Below are 19,129 nucleotides of genomic sequence, written 5' to 3'. Positions count from 1 at the left end.
GAATCCCGCCACCCCGACTGTGTTGGTTGAGACACATGAGAGACCCTGATCAGGGGAAACCTTGATCAGGGTCTCCTCGTTTTTGGAGCCGCGGAGCGCCGGGATTGCAGATCTGCTCAGTTAATCGCGCCGTGCGCCAATCCATTCGGTGATCGATCGACCTTCGACCAGGTGCTCGCGGACGAGACGGGCCACCCGGTCCGCCGACAGTCGGTGATACCAGATGTTGTCCGGATACACCGCCACCACCGGAGCTTGCGAGCACGGGAACATGCAACCGGTCTGGGTGACCAGGACAGCGTCGTCGTTGATATTGCGGGAGTCGAGTTCGCTGCTCAGCGCCTCCGCGGTCTCAGGGGCGCCGTTGACCGAACATCGCGGACCTCGACACACCAACACGTGGCGGGAGAAACCGGGCACCTCGTCCCACAGCGGACTGATGATGGGCGCCGCGGTGGAGCGTGCCGGTACGCCGGAGTCGAGTGCCGCATCGAGCAGATCGGCGAAGCCGTCAGAACCGGTGAGGTCGGACACAACCTGGATGTGCGGGACCGGCGCACTGTCGTGCACGCGAACCCAATGGGCCACAACACGTTTGAACCAGGACTCCATCGTTCGGTCGGGCATGGTCTGCCCGTTGACGATCACCACCTCGCGCGCGCCTGCTGCGAGCGCGGCATCGAGGCCCGCGCTCACCGTGGGGCCGGAGCCGCCGAGTACCGCGGTCCGAAAGACGATCCCGGGATGCCGCCTGCGGAGCCGCTCCAAGGCGGGCGCCAACACATCTCGCGGCTCGCTGCCGCGATCGTTGGGCGCGGTGACCAGCACCCAACGAGCCGAAGTCATTGCCCCGCTCCAGTTCTCGAGTGCTGCGGTGCGCAGAGAATCACCATGGGCCTTCCGCTTCGGGGATGGGGCGCGACAATCGCGTCGATGCCGTACACGTCTGCCAGCAACTCCTCCGTCAGCACCGTCTCCGGTGGACCTTCGGCGACCACGCGTCCGGCGCTGAGCACGACGAGGTGGTCGCAGTACATCGCGGCAAGGTTGAGATCATGCATGGCGGCGACGATGGTCATCTCACGGGTCCGGATCACATCCATCAGATCGAGCGTGGCCCTCACGTCGAGATGATTGGTCGGCTCGTCGAGCAGCAGCAAGTCGGGCTGTTGCGCGAATGCGCGCGCGAGTTGGGCCTTTTGCTTTTCACCGCCGGACAATGTCTGCCACACACGGTCTTTCAGATGGACGATCCCGGCAGCGACAAGGCCGGCCTGGACCGCTTCGGTGGCACCGACCGTGGCGCTCCGGGCCCATCCGGCATGATGCGGGATCACACCCAACTCCGCGATCTGCTCGACGGTCAGTTCGAGTTCGGTGTCAGTATGCTGTTCGACCAGTCCGACGCTGCGGGCGAACTCGCGGCGACGAAAGTCTGTGGTCGGTCGATCGTCGATGAAAACCGAACCACTGTCAGGCTTTTCCAGCCGCGCGAAGATCGACAGCAACGACGTCTTACCTGAGCCGTTCGGTCCGATCAGCCCGGTCATCTGCCCGCGCGGGGCGATGCAGCTGACCGAATCGAGGATCGTCGTACCGCTGCGGCTCCAGGTGACCGACTCGGCGCGAATCTCCGTCACGTCTGCGCACCCTTACGTCGCATGATCACGACAAAGGCCGGAACACCCACCACCGCGGTGACGATGCTGATGGGCAGTTCTCTTCCGGGCAGCACGCTGCGCGCGACGATGTCGGCCCACACCAGGAGTATCGCACCGACCAGAATCACCACCGGTAGCAACTTCGCGTGCAGCGGGCCGACGAGCGTCCGCGCCGCATGGGGAACCACGAGCCCGACGAACCCGACGACGCCGACCTGGGCCACCAAGGCCGCAGTACACAGAGACGCGGCTCCGTAGAGCACCCATCGCGATCGCCCCACGTTGGTGCCGAGGCTCGCCGCGGCGCGCTCACCGAAGGCGAACGAGTCCAGCACCCAGGAGTGGGCGAGAACCACCGCCGCCGTGGCCAGAACGACAACCGTCAGTGTCGCCAACCCGTCCCAGCGCACGCCGGCAACCGAACCGAGTGTCCAGCGCAGCACCTGTTGTGCCGCATCACGATCGCCGAGAATCACGAGCGCCGAGGTGATCGCCGACGCCAATTGACCTACGGCGATTCCGGCGAGGATCAACCGGCCCGGCACCAGCGCACCGGTGCGCGAGGTGGCGATCGCGAACACCAGCAGCAGACTCGCCAGCGCGGCGACGAACGCCGCCATCGCGGTGGTACCGATACCGAACGCGCCGACCGTGCTCGCGCCGGCGGTCAGCGCCAGCACCGCCCCCAGCGAGGCACCGCCGGACATGCCGAGCAGGTACGGGTCGGCCAGTGGATTACCCGTCAGCGACTGCAGCACCGCGCCGCACAACGCCAGACCGGCCCCGACCAGAGCTGCCGCAAGTACGCGCGGCAACCGCAGATCGACGACGATGTGGGTCGTCAGCACATCGGTGCCCGCCCCGACCCCCAGACGACCAGCGATCGCCTCGAACACCGTGGCGATGGACAGGTCTGCGGCACCGATCACCACCCCCGCCGCGCAGCTGAACACCAGCAGTACGGCGAGGCCGATCGTCCAGAGGGTGGCGGTCGAGGTCCGAACCCGGGCCGGTGCCCGAGTCGTCCCCGTCATTCCTTTGTGCCGCGGAGCTGATCGGAGACCGATTGAGCGCCATCGATGAGTCGCGGCCCGGGTGTGCTCTCCGAGAAGGGCAGGACGATGAACTTGTCCTCGCGGACGGCGGTGAGGTCACGCAGCGCGGGATCGTTGCGCAGGTAATCCTTCTTCGCATCTGCTGTGTCCCACGAAGCGTCGGCGAGGACGATCCACGCCGGATCCGCCTGTAGCACCGTCTCCCAACTGCCGTCGCCCCACGCACCGTCGAGGTCGGCGAAGATGTTGGTGCCGCCCACCGCGTCGATGATCAGTTGCGGACCGCCACCGTTTCCGCCGACGAACGGTGTGTCCGTGGCGCTGTCGTACCAGAAGATGGACTGACCGCCCGCAGCCTTCGCAGCTTCGATACCCGAAAGCGTCTCGCTCATCTGGTCATTCTCGGTATCCGATTCGGCCTCACGCCCGAACATCACGCCGTAGTCGGAGTTCTCGCCGGCGATGGAATCCCACGCGACGGGAGGTCGCGTCGCCTTGTCGGGGCAGCCGAACGGCGAGATATAGGTGGCGATACCGAGGTCGGTGAAGGACTCACGGGTGCCCACCGCCTTGTCATCAAAGGCACTCGAGTACGACGAGAGCACGAGGTCCGGCTTGGTTTCGAGGAGCGCTTCGCGGCTCGGGTAGTCGGACTCGTCGAGCACTAGGACCGAGTCGTAGGCCTGCTGCCACTGCGGCGCGATGGCGTCGTCGAGGTAGGCCGTGCCGACCATCTGGCCTTCGGCGCCGATCGACAATGCGGATTCGGTGGCGCCTTGGTTGAGGGTGACCGCCCTCTGGGCCGGGCCGTCGAGGGTGACCGTGGTTCCGCAGTTCTGCAGCGAGATGGCCCCGGCCTCGCTGCTGCTCTCGCTGCTGTCGTTGCTCGACCCACCGCACGCGGTGAGGGTGAGGGCAGCGACTGCGGTCAGGGCGACCGCATACCGATATTTTGGGGTGCTCAAGGCGACCCGCCTTCCATGACTCGTGGATGTGCAGGCGGTGTCTCGGCCGGTCTCCTGGCTCGGCAGGGATACCCGGCGACCACGCCTTCCCAGACTTGTCACGTCCAGTGACTGGGTTTTACCCCGTGTGATCGCCGTACCTGCTCAACAGTGGCGAGTACCGCGCCGGATTCTCACCGACTTCCCGTACACCGTGACACCGGTAGGAAGCATAGTTCACGACCTCAGCCGACCAGCTTCTGTGCGATGTCCGCGTAGGTCTGTGCCAATATCTCCGGATCGCGATGACTGGTTGACGGGAACCAACGACACACGTCCACACAGAGTGATGAGATAGCCAGCACCACGTCGTCGGGTTTGCCGATGGTGAAGTCTCCGGACTTCTTGCCGCCTTCGACGATCGCGGTGATCACATCGGTGGTGTCGCGCCGGATGGCTGCGATCGCCTTGTAATGCGCCGGGCTCAGCGCGTTCAGTTCGTACTGCACGACGCGGGCGAGCTGCCGTTGCTCGGCCTGCCACAGCGTGAAGGCCGCGACCACACTGCGCAGGCGTTCGAGATGGCCGGCGGTGGGGTCGTCCGCCGACTGCAGGGCCACAAGAGCACTCTGGTGGCCTTCGAGACTGATGGTGAAGAGTAGTTCTTCCTTCGACCGGTAGTGCGGATACATCGCGGTGGCACTCATGCCGAGTCGTTTCGTGATCTCCCTGGTGGACGTGCCGCCGTACCCGGACTCGGCGAAGGCCTCTACCGCTGCCCGCCGGATACGTTCTGCCGCAACCGAGTCGGAGGTCTTCGTGGTCACTTCGGCTCCCTCGGCGCAGACTGACGTTGACTGGATTTCGATGACAGTGCATTATAAGCAAGTGCTCATAAAATGAGCGAATGCTTATGTCTGGCCCGGCTGCGGCCGGCGCGATGGAAGGTCCGCGGCGACCACTCCATCTGACCGCCCCATACGTCCATAGGAGCTTTCATGGCCACGAGCCCACTGTCCCGGCGCGACCTCGACTTCCTGCTCTACGAATGGCTCGACGTCGCAGCGCTGACGTCCCGCGAGCGGTACGCCGAACACTCGCGCGAAACGTTCGACGGGGTCATCGACCTGTGCGCCGACATCGCGATCAAACGCTTCGCCCCGCACAACAAGAAGGCCGATCAGAACGAGCCGCGGATGGATTCCGACGGCAAAGTCGTGATGATCGAGGAGGTCGGTGCCGCACTCGATGAGTTCGGCAAGGCCGGAATCGTCGCTGCACAGTTCGACGAATCGATCGGTGGGATGCAGTTGCCGACGGTGGTCGCGCGCGCGGCCATGGCCTGGTTCCAGGCGGCCAACGCCTCGACGTCGTCATACCCGTTCCTCACCATCGCCAACGCCAATCTGCTGGTGGAGTACGGCACTGCCGACCAGATCGACACGTGGGTCCGCCCGATGCTCGAAGGCCGGTTCTTCGGCACCATGTGCCTGTCCGAGCCCCAGGCCGGATCGTCCTTGGCGGACATCACCACCAAAGCGGAGCCGGCCGGCGACGGCAGCTACCGCATCACCGGCACGAAGATGTGGATCTCCGGCGGGGATCACGAATTGTCCGAGAACATCGTGCATCTCGTACTGGCCAAGGCGCCCGGCGGTGGCCCCGGTGTCAAGGGGATCTCCCTGTTCATCGTGCCCAAGATTCTCGCCGACGGGACCCGCAACGACGTCTCGCTGGTGGGCCTGAACCACAAGATGGGCAACCGCGGCACCACCAATACCCTGCTCAACTTCGGTGAGGGCAATCATCGACCCGCACCTGAGCAGGGTGCCGTCGGCTACCTCGTCGGCGAGGTGCATCGCGGCCTGAACTACATGTTCCACATGATGAACGAGGCCCGGATCGGAGTCGGATTCCTCGCGACGTCGCTCGGCTACGCCGGCTACCTGCAGTCGGTGGAGTATGCCAAGACCCGCACCCAGGGCCGCCCGGTCGCGGCCAAGGATCCCAGTGCGCCGCCCGTCGCCATCATCGAACACGCCGATGTGAAGCGCATGCTGCTGGCCCAGAAATCTTATGTCGAAGGCGCTTTGGCGCTGGGCCTCTACTGCTCGAAGCTGGTGGACGAGCAGCAGACCGCCGACAGTCCCGAGACGGCTGCTCGCATCGAACTACTCCTCGACGTCCTGACCCCGATCGCGAAGAGCTGGCCGTCGCAGTGGTGCCTGGAGGCGAACAGTCTGGCGATCCAGGTGCACGGTGGGTACGGCTACACCAAAGAGTTCGACGTCGAGCAGTTCTACCGCGACAACCGGCTGAATCCGATCCACGAAGGCACCCACGCCATTCACGGACTGGACCTGTTGGGACGCAAGGTCATCATGCGTGATGGCCTCGGTCTGCGACTTCTCACCGAGACGATCTCCGCGACCATCGATCGTGCCGGTGACGCAGAGGCGGAATCCGCGACTGCTCTGCGCACGGCCCTCGACCGACTCGTGGAGGTGACCGGGCAACTCTGGTCGGCCGGGGATGCCAACGTCACCCTCGCGAACGCATCGGTCTATCTGGAAGCCTGTGGGCACGTTGTCATGGCCTGGATCTGGCTCGAACAGCTCATCGCCGCAGGTGAGAACAGCGGCGACTTCTATGACGGCAAACGCGCAGCGGCCAAGTACTTCTTCCGCTACGAACTGCCCCGCACCGGCCCGCAGTTCGATCTGCTCGCTTCTCTTGACCGCACCACGCTCGACACTGCGGCCGAATGGTTCTAGGGACCGTGCAACCCGGGCAGTAGACCTCTGGTCGGATCAGGCCTGGTCGGCTGCCGCGCCGGTCCCACCGGTCATCGCCGTGTACACAATGTTGGTACGAGCGATCGGTTTCGCCCGATCAGTTGCGCTGCGCCGCGGCGGCGAGCAAGGACTGCCGTTTGGCCTGGTATGCACCGATCGCGTGCGAATTCTGGATCAGGGTGTCATCAGAGCAGGTCATCAGCCACATGTCGGCGAGCACCACCCGATGCAGCGCTGCGTTCAGAGTCAGGAAACCGTCGTCGAGAGTGCGGATCAGTTCGGGAAGCCACCGGCCCGGATCCGTGGTCAACGAGCCGTCGAGCCGCGTGACCGTCTGCAGGCACCACTCGACCAGGTCATCGAATCGGTAGCGCGTCAATCGGCGCAGCGCCTCGGCGACGTCGAGATCTTCCATGGTCTCGTCCCGCGCAAGGTTGTCGAGGAGGTCATTGGCGAGTGCATCCCCACAGGAGTACAGCCACGCCGCACACCAGTAGACGCCGTCCGTGCATTCCGTGTCCTGCCAGCGCCGCAAAGCGGCGAGCAACGTTGTCGTTTCAGCTCCTGATTGCTGCATGGCGTCCACCCGTTCTCTGTGACAATTTGCTCCCGCGTTCGATAACAAGTTGAGGTTTACCATGCCGACTGGCCGCCATCGTCGCCCCTTCTTCGCTCGAGCACTTTGATCCTAGCCACAAAACGATCTCGCCCGCGCCACAACAACTCGAATCTGGCACGAAACTCCACCAAACGAATTGAAAGTCTGCCCCTTCGGGCAAAACTCCCAGGGGGGAAATAATTCTGGCAAACCAGCAGTGCCGATCCCTCAAGTTACGGCATGACGCGCGCTGACCTGCGGTGTAGTACGAACACGTGAGCCACCTGCGCTTCCCACTGCACGCAGAAACTTTAGAAAATCAACAACCGACGATCGGTCGGACATTACAAAAGCGAGCACTCGCAAAGTTACAACGCATGCAACTGAAGGAAACCCCAGTCAATTACCAACTAAAGCCACGCCTGACCTTTTGGACAGGTAAAGGAATTGACAAGAAGGAATTGCGACCAACAAAGAAGCGCCGGAATGTAATAAAACTATCCGATGAAGCGATAACCCATGCCCGCCTCGGTCATTAAATGACGCGGACGCGTCGGATCCGGTTCGAGCTTGCGCCTCAAGCTCGCGAGGTACACGCGCAGATAGTTGGACTGGCCGCCGTACGCCGGGCCCCACACGTGATCGAGGATGTCGCGCCGGCTCACGAGTTTTCCCTCGTTGCGCACAAGCATCTCGAGCACGCCCCACTCGGTCGGAGTCAGATGCACCGGCTCACCGTCGCGGGTCACCTGCTTGGCCTGCAGATCCACGGTAAAGGCGTCGGTATGGACCACCGGCGATGCGTCGTCGGTTCCGGCGGCCCCGCGCCGCACTGCAGCCCGCAACCGGGCCAGGAACTCCTCCATCCCGAACGGCTTCGTCACATAGTCGTCGGCACCGGCATCGAGTGCCTGGACTTTGTCCGACGAATCGACACGCGCCGAGAGCACGATCACCGGCACATTGGTCCACCCACGTAGTCCGGCCAGCACGGTGAACCCGTCGATGTCCGGAAGCCCGAGGTCGAGAACGATGACGTGCGGGTTCGTCTTGCCGGCCGCCGTCAGCGCGCCTGCACCGGTCGACGCGGTGGTCACCTCGAAGCCCCGCGCATTCAGGTTGATCCGCAGCGCGCGCAGTATCTGCGGCTCGTCATCGACGACGAGTACCCGCGTCTTGTCAGACATCGGATTCCCCCGCCGGCGGGCCGAGGGGCAGCTCGAACGTCATCGTCAGACCTCCACCGGGCGACGACGACGGACTGATGACCCCGTTCATCGCCTGCACGAAACCCTGGGCGACCGACAGGCCCAGACCGACCCCGTCGACGGTGTCGTGATCCCCCAGACGTTGGAAGGCGGAGAACATCTTCGGCCGCGCATCAACCGGGACACCGGGACCGTGGTCGACCACCGAGATGGAACAACGCGGCGGATCGTCGGCGGTGAGCCGGCCCCGCACCTGCACGGGTGTCGCGTCGCCGCTGTGCCGAAGCGCGTTGTCGATGAGATTCGCGAGAACGCGCTCCAGTAGGCCCGCGTCGGCGTAGAGGAGGACCGGATCGATGTCGACCTCGACGCGCTCTGCGGCAACCGGATCGAACCTCGCGATCCCCACGGTCGCATTGCTGACCACCTCGTTCAGGTACACCATCTGGAGTTCCGGGCGCACCACCCCGGCGGCCAACCGAGACGAATCGAGGAGGTTGCCCACCAACGCCGTCAGATGATCGGTGGATTCTTCGATGGTCGCCAGCAACTCCGCCGTGTCTTGCGGAGAGAACACGACTTCGGTCCCCCGCAGGCTCGACACCGACGCCTTCACCGCGGCCAGCGGCGTCCGCAGATCGTGGCTGACCGCAGACAACAGCGCCCGTCTCAACTGATCCGTTTCCGCCAGTGCCCGCGCCTCGGCAGCCTGGGAGGCCAGCTTTTTTCGTTGGACGACACCCGCGGCCTGATTGGCCACGGCGACCAGCACCCGACGGTCGCGGCCACCGAGTTTGGGTCCCCGCAGCAGCATCGCGAAGGCGCCTCCGGGTACCTCGCAGACCGTGTCCGCATGTTCGGCATCCACGGGCGGGTCCTCCCCGACCGAACCCTCGATGACGTTCGGTTCGCGGTTCGCGATCCGGACCACCGACACCGCGGCCTGGTCGTAGGTCGTCTGCACGATCCGCAGCAACCCTTCGAGATCTTCACCGCTCAGCACTGCCCCCGCGAAAAGGGCCAGCAGTTCGGCGTCCCGGCCGGCCCGCTGTGCCTGCACACGTCGAACGGTCGCTGAATCCACCAACACGGCAACAGCTATCGCGATCATCAACATCACGATGATGGTGACCGCGTTGTCGGTTTCGTTGATGGTGAAGGTGTATCGGGGCGTGGTGAAGAGAAAGTTCAGGAGCAGTCCCGAGACGATTGCCGACAACGCCGCGGGACCGATCCCGCCGAGCATCGACACCGCCAGGACAACCATGAAGAACAGCGCCGTCTGACTGGCGAAACCCAGCCACCGATCGAGCACCACCAGGATGCCCGCCGCCGCCATCGGAACGATCACGGCGAAGACCCAGCTGAGCGGACGATGCAGGCGGGTGTTGCGAATGTCGAGGACGTTGCGGGCCTTGGTCTCCTCGTGGGTGACCATGTGGACATCTATCTTGCCCGACTGCCGCACGACGGCAGAGCCGACACCTTCGTCCAGGATCCGCTGCCACCGGGAACGCCTCGACGTGCCCAGGACCAGTTGTGTCGCGTTGACGCCGCGAGCGAACTCGAGCAGTGTGGCGGGAACGTCGTCGCCGACGATGGAGTGCATCTGTGCCCCGAACCCCTTGGCCAGTTCGGTGAGTTTGGCCAGGTTCACCGTTGCCGGATCGGTCAGCCCGTCATCGCGAACGATGTGGACCACAACGAGTTCGGCACTCGAACGCGAGGCGATCCGACTTGCCCGCCGCAGCAGCGTTGCCGACTCCGGACCGCCGGTGATCGCGACCACCACTCGTTCCCGTGCCTCCCAGGTGTCCGTGATCTCGTGGGCGGCGCGGTAGTCGGCGAGATTGTCGTCGACCTGATCGGCCAGCCACAACAGGGCCAACTCGCGGAGCGCCGTGAGGTTTCCCTGCCGGAAGTAGTTGGAGAGCGCACCACCCACCCGATCTCCCGGATAGACCTTGCCCGCCGAAAGTCGTTGGCGCAGAGCCTGGGGCGCGATGTCCACCAGTTCGATCTCGTCGGCGGAACGCACCACGTCGTCGGGCACCGTTTCGCGCTGGACGATTCCGGTGATCTCCTTGACCACGTCGTTGAGACTTTCCAGGTGCTGGATGTTGATCGTGGACATCACATCGATGCCCGCGTCACGCAATTCGTCGACGTCCCGCCAGCGCTTCGGATTCCGCGAACCCGTGGCGTTGGTGTGGGCAAGTTCGTCCACCAGGACCACCTGGGGTCGGCGCTGGAGGAGGGTATCGAGATCCATCTCGTCCATCACGGTGCCGCGATAGTCGAACTCGATGCGGTCGATGACCTCGAGACCGTCGATCATCGCAGCGGTCGCCGACCTGCCGTGGGTTTCGACCACCCCGACCACGACGTCGACACCGTCGGCCTTCAGCGCGTGGGCTTGGGCCAACATCTCATAGGTCTTGCCCACGCCAGGAGCACAGCCGAGGAATACCTCGAGTCGTCCCCTGACCTCTGCACTGACGGTCACCGCAGCGATCTTAGTCGCAGTCCGGGCCCGCGGCGCCCACAAAATACACGTTGTTCATTCCGGTTTTCGCGACACCGAACATTCAGTTCAGCAACTCTGACGGACCACAACCGGCAATCTACTGATCTAATGTATGCATGCGAAATAAACAATCGACTGCCGAGAAGGCTGCTCCCGCAGCAACTGACGCATTCAGCGTCGGAACTTCGGTCAATGTCACCGCAGACGACAACACCCGCGAGGGCACGATCGTCGAGGACTTCGGAGTACTCCCCGAGGCCACAGTCGACCTGGGCGATGGTCTCCAGGTCAGCCCGAAGCGCTTTGCCGTCATGCTGAACGACGGCAGCCTCGTGTTCGTCGACGAAGACAGCCTCACAGCACTCGGCTGACCGGCCGCACCGTCACCGACGTTGCCGCAGGACCTCTGCGAGCTCGGGACCGGGCTCACCCTCGAGTTCGCGGAGATAGTCTTCGACCACCTTGATCATCTCGGCGTGCCCTTCTCGGACGCCGAGGGTCTCCTCCATGACCACGACACGTGAGATGCTGGTCATCAGCACAATTGCCGCAACTGCCGGCATCTGTTCGAGATCGACCCCGTAGCGTCGCAGGACTTCTTCTATTCCGGCGCTGGCCTCGGTTCGGAACTGTTCGGAGATCCGCGCGATCTCCACCCGGAGTTCTTTGCGATGGTTCGACAGCGCGATGAATTCCATCGTGAAGATCGCGCCCGCCGGGTCTGTGCTGAAGACCCACAGCGCCCACAACGGCTGGTCTGATTTCAGTGCCAACGCCTGCACCTCGAGCCCCTGCTCGGCCCGACGACGGAACAGCTCCAGGAACAGCTCGTCCATGGTGCGGAAGTAGTAGTGGACGAGCTGAGGTTTGAGGCCCGCCTCGTCGGCGACCCGGCGCGAGCTCACCGCGGCGTAGCCGCTCTCCAACATCAGACGCTCTGCGGCAGCGAGCAGCACCGCACGATTCTTGGCGTCCGGGGCACCCAGCCTGCGGGGCGTTGCCATCGGGTTCGACCTCCGCATCGGTTGACAGCAGCCACTTTGGCTCACGACATGTTAGCGCGCCGTTGCCGCCAATCATGGCCGATGCTGTGCAATTGCCTAGCAGCGGGTCACGAACCTGTCGTCACATGACGAGTCAGCGCTTGCGGTTCATCACCCGATCCGCCGCCGCCCAGTGCTCGTCGGCCACCCACAGCCGCGCGAACGCGGCAACCGCCTCATCGGGGGTTGCGCCTCCGATGACCCGCTTGATGTCACCCGACGAATTGTTGGCCAATGACCTGGCGACGACCTTCCAGCCCTCGTCGAACGACGCGCGGGGCAGAACCCGGTCGACCAGTCCGAGCCGCTCGGCTTCCTCGGCGCCGAGGAGCGCGCCACCACCGGCCAGCAACAATGCCCGGCTCTTGCCCACCAGCGCGGCGAGCCGCTCGGCTCCACCCCACGCCGGCATGATCGCCAGCGTGACCTGGTTGAAGCCGATCTTGATGTCGTCGGCGGCGATCCGGATGTCGGCTGCCACGGCCACCTCGGCCCCACCGCCGAGTGCGTGCCCGTTCAATGCCGCGATGACCGGCGCCGGGAATGCCGCGATCTGATCGCAGATCCCGCGCATCCGGCGGGCCATCGCCTCGGCTTCCTCGATCGTGCGCAGCGCGCTGAGTTGTTTCAGGTCTCCACCGGACACAAAGGCCTTGTCGCCACCGCCGGTGATGACCAGTGCCTGAGCACCCTTGGCCTCATCGAGCGCGGTCTCGAGCTGATCCATGGTCTCGGGCGCAATGGCGTTCCGGGCCTCGGGGCGATTGATCGTGATGACCGCCAGGCCGTCGTCGAGCTCAAGTTCAACCATGGGAGATTCTCCATCAATGAGATTGGCATTCTTCAGTTGTGAGAATATCATCATCGGACAAACCGATCGCCGCCCGATCGGTGGTCGTCCCCCGGCCGTCGCGTCCGGCTCCGGTCCGGAACCAGAGCTGTATTGGAGTAGCCGACATGCGATCCATCCCCGCCGACCTGGTCGCCAGATACGAGCAGCAGGGTTGGTGGACCGACGAGACGATCGGCGACCTGCTGGCAGCAGGCCTGGCCGCCGCACCCGACGCCCAGTTCCGCATCCATTCGTCGATCCGCCCCTGGTCAGGCACCTTCTCGGACGTCGAACTCGTCGCCCGACGACTTGCTGCCGGCCTGCGGGAACGCGGCGTAGGCCCCGGCGACATCGTCGCTTTCCAGCTCCCCAACTGGATGGAGGCCGCCGCTACGTTCTGGGCGTCGTCGTTCCTCGGCGCCACGGTTGTGCCGATCGTTCATTTCTATGGACACAAAGAGGTCGGTTACATCCTCGGCGCGATCAAGCCGAAGGTGTTCATCTCCGCGGAAAAGTTCGGTCGCCTCGAGTATTCACCCGAACTCAGCGCCGACGTTCCGATCGTCGGTGTGGTCGGCCGCGACTTCGACAACCTCCTCGCCGACAAGCCGATGTCCGGGATCATCGAGACCGACGCCGCACTGCCGGCGCTGATCGCCTTCACCTCGGGAACCACCAGTTCTCCGAAGGGCGTGATCCACAGCCACCGGACGCTGGGGCACGAAACACGCCAGCTCAGCGGCCTGTATCCGCCTGATCGTGGTAGCCAGCTCACTGCCGCGCCCGTCGGCCATTTCATCGGGATGGTCAACGCCTTCCTCATCCCCGTCCTCGACGGAACACCCATCAACCTCACCGACGCCTGGGATCCCGCGCAGGCGATGGCCTTGATGAAGTCCGACGGGCTGACGGTGGGCGGCGGCGCCACATACTTCGTGACGAGCCTGATCGACCACCCGGACTTCACCGACGAGCACCTGCCCTTCATGAGGTACGCGGGCCTAGGCGGTTCGTCGGTGCCGGCCGCGATCACCAAGCGACTCGACGACCTCGGTATCACGGTCTTCCGCTCGTACGGCAGCACCGAACATCCCTCGATCGTCGGTTCGATGTACGACGCACCTGCGGACAAGCGCCTGTTCACCGACGGGAATCCGCTGCCGGGCGTCGAAGTCCGACTCGGTGAGGACGGTGAGATCTTCAGTCGCGGGCCCGACCTCTGCATCGGCTACACCGACCCGGAGCTAACCGAACGGAGCTTCGACGCCGACGGCTGGTATCGCACCGGCGACGTCGGCGTGATCGACGAAGACGGCTATCTCACCATCACAGATCGCAAGGCGGACTTCATCATTCGCGGCGGTGAGAACATCAGCGCACTCGAGGTCGAAGAGGTGCTGATGGGCCTTCCGGCCGTCGCCGAAGCAGTGGTGGTTGCCGCCCCCGATGCCCGCCTCGGCGAACACGCCGCCGGGGTCCTTCGACTCAAGTCCGGTCATTCCATGCCGACCATGGACGAAGTGAGGGCACACTGCGACCGGATCGGCCTGGCCAAACAGAAGTGGCCCGAGGAGTTGCATCAGACCGACGAGTTCCCGCGGACGGCCAGCGGAAAAGTTCAGAAGTTTCAAGTGCGCAAGGATATTGCGACATCCGCGTAAAGAGAATATGGTTCTCACTAAAGGAAATGGAGGATCTCATGCCCGAAGCATTGCCGTATCCGTTGTTCGACGCGGACAACCACCTGTACGAGACCCAGGAAGCACTGACCAAGTTCCTTCCGGAGAAGTACAAGAATGCGATCCAGTACGTCCAGGTCAATGGCCGCACGAAGATCGCCATCCGCGGCCAGATCAGCGAATACATCCCCAACCCGACGTTCGACGTCGTCGCGCGCCCGGGTGCCATGGAGGATTACTTCAAGAACGGCAACCCCGAAGGCAAGAGCAAGCGCGAGATCTTCGGCAAGCCGATCAAGGCACCGGCCGCCTTCCGCGAGCCTGCTGCCCGCCTCAAGCTCATGGATGAGCTGCAGATCGACCGCACCCTGATGTTCCCCACGCTCGCCAGCCTCATCGAGGAGCGCATGCGCGACAACCCGGAACTCATCCACGCGGTGGTCCACTCCCTCAACCAGTGGCTCTACGAGACATGGGGTTTCAACTACGAGGACCGCATCTTCACCGTCCCGGTGATCAGTTTGCCGATCGTCGAAGAGGCCATCAAGGAACTCGAGTGGTGTGTCGAGCGTGGCGCCAAGGCCATCCTGGTCCGCCCCGCACCGGTCCCCGGCTACAAGGGTCTGCGCTCGTTCGCCCTTCCCGAGTTCGACCCGTTCTGGAAGCGCGTTGTCGAGCTCGACGTGCTGGTCACCCAGCACTCGTCCGACAGTGGCTACGCCCGGTACAACCAGGATTGGGAGGGCTCCAGCGACGAAATGCTTCCCTTCGTGACCAACACTTTCCGCATGGTCAGCGAATGGCGTCCGATCCAGGACACAGTTGCTTCCTGGGTGTGCCACGGCGCACTGTTCCGTTTCCCGGAGCTGCGCATCGCCGTCATCGAGAACGGTGCCAGCTGGTTGCCGCACGTGCTGCAGACACTGGGCGATGTGTACAAGAAGGCTCCTGAGGGCTTCGGCATGCAGGATCCGGTGGCCGCCATCAAGAAGAGCATCCACGTCAGCCCATTCTGGGAAGAAGACTTCAGCAAGCTCACCGCCCTCATCGGCGCCGAGCGTGTGCTCTTCGGATCGGACTACCCGCATCCCGAGGGACTGGCCGAGCCGACCACGTACATCAGCCACATCCAGCACCTGCCTCTCGAGGATCAGAAGCTGGTCATGGGCGGAAACATGGCGAGGTTGCTCAAGGTATGACCTGGGAGACCATCCCGCAGATGGTCCTTTCCGTCGGCGATCGCTTCGGTGACAACGAAGCGGTCGTCGACGGACCGCTCCGACTGACTTTCCGTCAACTCACACAACGGGTTCGGAAGGCGGCCGGAGCTTTTGCATCCGCGGGCATAGACAAGGGCGACCGGGTCGCCATCTGGGCACCGAACTCGGCAGAATGGGTCATCGCGGTCTTCGGGTTGCTGACCGCAGGCGGAGTGCTGGTACCGGTGAACACCCGCTACAAGGCCGGCGAGGCCGAGGACATCGTTCGCCGCAGCGGCGCGAAGCTGCTTCTGGTCCAGCAGGGCTTCCTGGGCACGGAATACAGCGGCCCGGACAGTGTGCCCGTCATCGACCTCAAATCTGACTTCCTGTCCAGCGGTGAACCTTTCGAGTGTGAAGTGAGCGGCGACGACATCGCCGACATCATGTACACCTCCGGCACCACCGGACGGCCCAAGGGCGTCATGATGAACCACCGGCAGACGTTGCGGCTGTTCTCCGAATGGTGCGATCTCGCCGATCTCCGCGAAGGCGACCGATATCTGGTGGTCAACCCGTTCTTCCACATGTTCGGCTACAAGGCCGGCATGATCGCATCGATGATCCGCGGCGCCACCATCCTGCCCGTGCCGGTGCTCGACGTCGACCAGGTTCTGGATCTGGTTGAGCGAGAGAAGATCACGATGCTTCCAGGCCCACCGACGCTGTATCAGTCGCTGCTCGCGGCAAACGACGGCAGCCGCGATCTCTCGTCACTGCGCGCGGCGGTGACCGGCTCGGCCGACATCCCGGTCGAACTCATCCGGCGGATCAAAAGGGACCTCCCTTTCGAGACCATCATGACCGGCTACGGCCTGAGCGAAGGCGGCACCGCCACCGCGTCGCGTGCCGGAGACACCTTCGAGCAGATCGCCACCACCGTCGGAACACCTTGCAGTGGAATCGAATTGCGCATCGCCGACGACAACGAGGTCCTGATCCGCGGGTACAACGTCATGCAAGGCTACCTCGACGACCCGGTGGCCACAGCCGAGGCCATCGACTCCGACGGCTGGCTTCACACCGGCGATCTCGGCAGTCTCGACGAGGGCGGCCGTCTGCGCATCATCGGCCGCAAGAAAGACATGTTCATCGTCGGCGGGTTCAACGCCTACCCCGCCGAGATCGAAGGGTTCCTGCTCGAGCACCCCGCGGTTGCACAGGTCGCGGTCATCGGAGTGCCCGACGAACGCCTCGGCGAGGTCTGCAAGGCCTTCGTGGTGGCGAAAGAGGCTGTGTCCGAGGCTGATCTGATCGCCTGGAGCCGCGACCGCATGGCCGGCTTCAAGGTACCCCGATCAATCGAGTTCCTCACCGATTTGCCAACCAACGCAACCGGAAAAGTCGTCAAAGACCTGCTGCGCTGAGACGGCTACGAAGGGACACCGGGTGGACACTGATCTTCCCCTGATCGATGAACACCGGTTGACTGTTGCGTACCAGGTGACCACATCACGCTGTCCGGACGCCATCACTTCTCCCGCTACCTACTGATCTTCACGGTGAGCAACGATCCGGGCGGTTCGGTGGTCAGCGCCCGTTCGTATGCAACATTTCCCGGCGTCCTCGGCTGGGGCTATCGGCGATTGGTCATCAGTTCCGGGGTACACCGACTAATCGTGAAACGCATGCTCAACCAGATTCGCAGCAGCATCAGGTAACTCGGCCCCCCATCGAGACATCCCCGATGTCCTGATGCGGAACTGTCACCGATGTCGCGATACATCACACGGGCGTGTCGGAGGTGTGTGGCATGATCGAAAGTATGTTCGGGGGGACGGATTCAGAAGCCGAGCGGGTGACCGGGATCGGGCCTGCGGGGTCGTTGGGGCCCAATGAGATCTTGCGGGATGTCGAGCGTGCGATGGACGGGCAAGGCTATCTGGAGTGGGTTCGGTACTCCCATGCTGCGGAGTTGCATCGCCGGCTTGATGCCGAGGTGCAGGCCTCAGATTTTCTCAAGGACGCTTTCGTCCAGTGTGCGGCTCGGTTGGGTGCTGCTCAACGGTTGTCGCAGGTTCTTGCTGAGCATCATCTGATGTGCGCGTTGGCGTTGCGTGACCGCCTGCCCCAGGTGGCGCTGGCTCTCAAAGACGGTGTTGTGGCCGCGCACCACATCGCGGCGATCGTCTCGCGCACCGATCTGATCGAAGGCACCGATCACGCCGCGGACATCGATCGGGAGATCGCCGCGAACCTCCGCCGGCGCGGGTCGTGGTCGAAGAAGGCGATGCGGGACATGGTCGATGCCACCATCTTCCGCCGCGATCCCGATCTGGTGCGAGAAGAACGCAAAGACGCACACAACAACCGTGGTGTGTGGGCCGATGGCAAGCAGAACGGGATGGGAGAACTCACCGCGGTGTTGTCGGCCGAACACACCGCGATGATCATGGCGCGGTTGGAGAAGTTGGCCGATTCGACGTGTCGGCGTGATCCGCGACGCAAACCCCAACGCATGTCCGATGCGTTGTTCGCGATCACCATGGCCCGCGCGTTCACCTGCCAATGCGACCAGGACGACGACCATCCCTGCGCCGCAACCATCCTCACCGTTCCCGCCGACGGCATGTTCTCGGGCATCGACGCCAAGATCGTGCTGCACGCCATCGCCAACCAATCCACCCTCGACGGCGACAACGAACAACCCGGCTACCTCGAAGGCCACGGCGTCATCGGCGCCGACCATGCCCGCGACCTCACCGAACAGGACACCACCCTCACCCGCCCGATGGGCAACACCACCGCACCAGTGCCAGAACCAGAACCCGAACCGGAGGCCGTACCCGAACCCGGACCCGAACCCGAACCCGAACCCGATGCGAGTGTCGAAGGTGCTCTCTCGCAGCGACAGTCATCGTCCCGCGAGTCTCCGGCGCCCAACCGTAGGACCCGCCGCGCGGGGAAGAAGACTGCGCGGAACAAGACCGCCATGATGGCGGCCCCGCCGGATCCGCGACTGACCGGAATCGGCACCGATGACAGGGCGCGCGCCACAGAACCGGTGGTGCAGGTGATTCCGCTACCGGCGGTGCAACCCGGCGACCACTACCGTCCCTCGGCAGTTCTTGATGCGTTCATCCGGATCCGTGACTGCTACTGCACCTGGCCTGGCTGCGACGCACCTGCCTGGAACGCGGACCTGGACCACACGACCGAGTACAACCACCACAACCCCGCCGCCGGTGGCCGCACCCATCCGGCCGGGATGAAAGCCCTGTGCCGTTTCCATCACATGGTGAAAACGCATTCGGACTGGCTCGATGACCAGTACATCGACGGTGACGGTCGCACACGAACCATCGTCATCACACCCGAAGGTCGCAGATACCACGGTCCGGCCTGGACCGGCGAGGATCTGTTCCCCGCCCTACACAAGATCGTGTGGGACAACAACTCTCCACCGACCCGCACACGCACACGCACACCACACGCTGATACCGCACCCCGATCTCGTACCGTTGCCAAACATCAACGCCGACAACAAGAACGACACCGCAACCGACTACGCCGAGAATCCGCCGACGA

The 19,129-nt window shown here is 63.9% G+C and carries 16 protein-coding genes and 1 riboswitch; of the genes, 6 read left to right on the top strand and 10 right to left on the bottom strand.

Annotated features, from left to right (window positions below):
- Nucleotides 1-120: 120 nt before the first annotated feature.
- The 5 genes from VIQ49_RS04225 to VIQ49_RS04205 form a co-directional block, all read right to left on the bottom strand.
- Nucleotides 121-846, bottom strand: a complete 726-nt coding sequence (locus VIQ49_RS04225; protein ID WP_331881151.1) for a (2Fe-2S) ferredoxin domain-containing protein — start codon at nucleotides 844-846, stop codon at nucleotides 121-123.
- Complete coding sequence (locus VIQ49_RS04220) at nucleotides 843-1,640, bottom strand: ABC transporter ATP-binding protein (RefSeq protein WP_331881149.1); 798 nt, start codon at nucleotides 1,638-1,640, stop codon at nucleotides 843-845. The genes VIQ49_RS04225 and VIQ49_RS04220 overlap by 4 nt, the downstream gene beginning before the upstream one ends.
- The gene (locus tag VIQ49_RS04215; protein ID WP_331881147.1) at nucleotides 1,637-2,695 is read right to left on the bottom strand and encodes an iron ABC transporter permease; all 1,059 of its coding nucleotides are present in this window, start codon (nucleotides 2,693-2,695) and stop codon (nucleotides 1,637-1,639) included. The genes VIQ49_RS04220 and VIQ49_RS04215 overlap by 4 nt, the downstream gene beginning before the upstream one ends.
- Nucleotides 2,692-3,681, bottom strand: a complete 990-nt coding sequence (locus VIQ49_RS04210) for an ABC transporter substrate-binding protein (RefSeq protein WP_331881145.1) — start codon at nucleotides 3,679-3,681, stop codon at nucleotides 2,692-2,694. Before VIQ49_RS04210 ends, VIQ49_RS04215 begins: the two co-directional genes overlap by 4 nt.
- 27 nt (nucleotides 3,682-3,708) lie before the next feature.
- A riboswitch (cobalamin riboswitch) is annotated at nucleotides 3,709-3,892 on the bottom strand.
- A gap of 13 nt (nucleotides 3,893-3,905) precedes the next feature.
- Nucleotides 3,906-4,487 (bottom strand): TetR/AcrR family transcriptional regulator, encoded by a 582-nt coding sequence (locus tag VIQ49_RS04205; RefSeq protein WP_331881142.1) that lies wholly within the window; start codon nucleotides 4,485-4,487, stop codon nucleotides 3,906-3,908.
- Between the two features lie 171 nt (nucleotides 4,488-4,658).
- Between VIQ49_RS04205 and VIQ49_RS04200 the strand changes: the two genes are divergently transcribed.
- Entirely contained in the window at nucleotides 4,659-6,434 is a 1,776-nt protein-coding gene (locus VIQ49_RS04200) for an acyl-CoA dehydrogenase (protein WP_331881140.1), read from the top strand.
- A gap of 118 nt (nucleotides 6,435-6,552) precedes the next feature.
- Here the strand turns inward: VIQ49_RS04200 and VIQ49_RS04195 are convergent, their stop codons facing one another.
- The 3 genes from VIQ49_RS04195 to VIQ49_RS04185 all read right to left on the bottom strand — a co-directional run bounded on the left by VIQ49_RS04195 (nucleotide 6,553) and on the right by VIQ49_RS04185 (nucleotide 10,767).
- Nucleotides 6,553-7,032, bottom strand: coding sequence for a hypothetical protein (locus VIQ49_RS04195; RefSeq protein ID WP_331881137.1), 480 nt, complete (start codon nucleotides 7,030-7,032; stop codon nucleotides 6,553-6,555).
- A 518-nt stretch (nucleotides 7,033-7,550) separates the two neighbouring features.
- The gene (locus VIQ49_RS04190; protein ID WP_331881135.1) at nucleotides 7,551-8,240 is read right to left on the bottom strand and encodes a response regulator; all 690 of its coding nucleotides are present in this window, start codon (nucleotides 8,238-8,240) and stop codon (nucleotides 7,551-7,553) included.
- Complete coding sequence (locus tag VIQ49_RS04185) at nucleotides 8,233-10,767, bottom strand: sensor histidine kinase KdpD (protein ID WP_331881132.1); 2,535 nt, start codon at nucleotides 10,765-10,767, stop codon at nucleotides 8,233-8,235. The genes VIQ49_RS04190 and VIQ49_RS04185 overlap by 8 nt, the downstream gene beginning before the upstream one ends.
- A gap of 137 nt (nucleotides 10,768-10,904) precedes the next feature.
- On the opposite strand from VIQ49_RS04185, the gene VIQ49_RS04180 reads away from it, so the two are divergent.
- The gene (locus VIQ49_RS04180) at nucleotides 10,905-11,159 is read left to right on the top strand and encodes a hypothetical protein (RefSeq protein ID WP_331881129.1); all 255 of its coding nucleotides are present in this window, start codon (nucleotides 10,905-10,907) and stop codon (nucleotides 11,157-11,159) included.
- A 12-nt stretch (nucleotides 11,160-11,171) separates the two neighbouring features.
- On the opposite strand, the gene VIQ49_RS04175 is transcribed toward VIQ49_RS04180, so the two are convergent.
- Together VIQ49_RS04175 and VIQ49_RS04170 are read right to left on the bottom strand one after the other, a co-directional pair.
- The gene (locus tag VIQ49_RS04175) at nucleotides 11,172-11,792 is read right to left on the bottom strand and encodes a helix-turn-helix domain-containing protein (RefSeq protein WP_331881127.1); all 621 of its coding nucleotides are present in this window, start codon (nucleotides 11,790-11,792) and stop codon (nucleotides 11,172-11,174) included.
- A gap of 133 nt (nucleotides 11,793-11,925) precedes the next feature.
- Entirely contained in the window at nucleotides 11,926-12,642 is a 717-nt protein-coding gene (locus tag VIQ49_RS04170) for an enoyl-CoA hydratase/isomerase family protein (RefSeq protein WP_331881124.1), read from the bottom strand.
- A gap of 146 nt (nucleotides 12,643-12,788) precedes the next feature.
- Here VIQ49_RS04170 and VIQ49_RS04165 point away from each other — a divergent pair, with 146 nt between their 5' ends.
- From VIQ49_RS04165 to VIQ49_RS04150, 4 genes are all read left to right on the top strand, one after another.
- Nucleotides 12,789-14,324 (top strand): AMP-binding protein, encoded by a 1,536-nt coding sequence (locus VIQ49_RS04165; protein WP_331881122.1) that lies wholly within the window; start codon nucleotides 12,789-12,791, stop codon nucleotides 14,322-14,324.
- Nucleotides 14,325-14,362: 38 nt separating this feature from the next.
- Nucleotides 14,363-15,541 (top strand): amidohydrolase family protein, encoded by a 1,179-nt coding sequence (locus VIQ49_RS04160; protein ID WP_331881120.1) that lies wholly within the window; start codon nucleotides 14,363-14,365, stop codon nucleotides 15,539-15,541.
- On the top strand, nucleotides 15,538-16,968 hold the full coding sequence (locus VIQ49_RS04155) for a FadD3 family acyl-CoA ligase (RefSeq protein ID WP_331881118.1): 1,431 nt from the start codon (nucleotides 15,538-15,540) through the stop codon (nucleotides 16,966-16,968). Before VIQ49_RS04160 ends, VIQ49_RS04155 begins: the two co-directional genes overlap by 4 nt.
- A 386-nt stretch (nucleotides 16,969-17,354) precedes the next feature.
- Nucleotides 17,355-19,129: DUF222 domain-containing protein (locus VIQ49_RS04150; RefSeq protein ID WP_331881115.1), on the top strand; the 1,775-nt coding region annotated here is incomplete at its 3' end.

This window comes from Williamsia sp., from assembly GCF_036566845.1.
Classification (GTDB): domain Bacteria; phylum Actinomycetota; class Actinomycetes; order Mycobacteriales; family Mycobacteriaceae; genus Williamsia.
The sequence above is the reverse complement of the archived record's forward strand: the minus strand, read 5'-3'. Positions and strand labels throughout refer to the sequence as shown.

Coding starts and splice junctions, on each gene's coding strand:
- VIQ49_RS04165 (WP_331881122.1), top strand. CDS start 12,789: ATGCGATCCATCCCCGCCGACCTGGTCGCCAGATACGAGCAGCAGGGT.
- VIQ49_RS04160 (WP_331881120.1), top strand. CDS start 14,363: ATGCCCGAAGCATTGCCGTATCCGTTGTTCGACGCGGACAACCACCTG.
- VIQ49_RS04175 (WP_331881127.1), bottom strand. CDS start 11,792: ATGGCAACGCCCCGCAGGCTGGGTGCCCCGGACGCCAAGAATCGTGCG.
- VIQ49_RS04180 (WP_331881129.1), top strand. CDS start 10,905: ATGCGAAATAAACAATCGACTGCCGAGAAGGCTGCTCCCGCAGCAACT.
- VIQ49_RS04200 (WP_331881140.1), top strand. CDS start 4,659: ATGGCCACGAGCCCACTGTCCCGGCGCGACCTCGACTTCCTGCTCTAC.
- VIQ49_RS04170 (WP_331881124.1), bottom strand. CDS start 12,642: ATGGTTGAACTTGAGCTCGACGACGGCCTGGCGGTCATCACGATCAAT.
- VIQ49_RS04215 (WP_331881147.1), bottom strand. CDS start 2,695: ATGACGGGGACGACTCGGGCACCGGCCCGGGTTCGGACCTCGACCGCC.
- VIQ49_RS04225 (WP_331881151.1), bottom strand. CDS start 846: ATGACTTCGGCTCGTTGGGTGCTGGTCACCGCGCCCAACGATCGCGGC.
- VIQ49_RS04195 (WP_331881137.1), bottom strand. CDS start 7,032: ATGCAGCAATCAGGAGCTGAAACGACAACGTTGCTCGCCGCTTTGCGG.
- VIQ49_RS04190 (WP_331881135.1), bottom strand. CDS start 8,240: ATGTCTGACAAGACGCGGGTACTCGTCGTCGATGACGAGCCGCAGATA.
- VIQ49_RS04155 (WP_331881118.1), top strand. CDS start 15,538: ATGACCTGGGAGACCATCCCGCAGATGGTCCTTTCCGTCGGCGATCGC.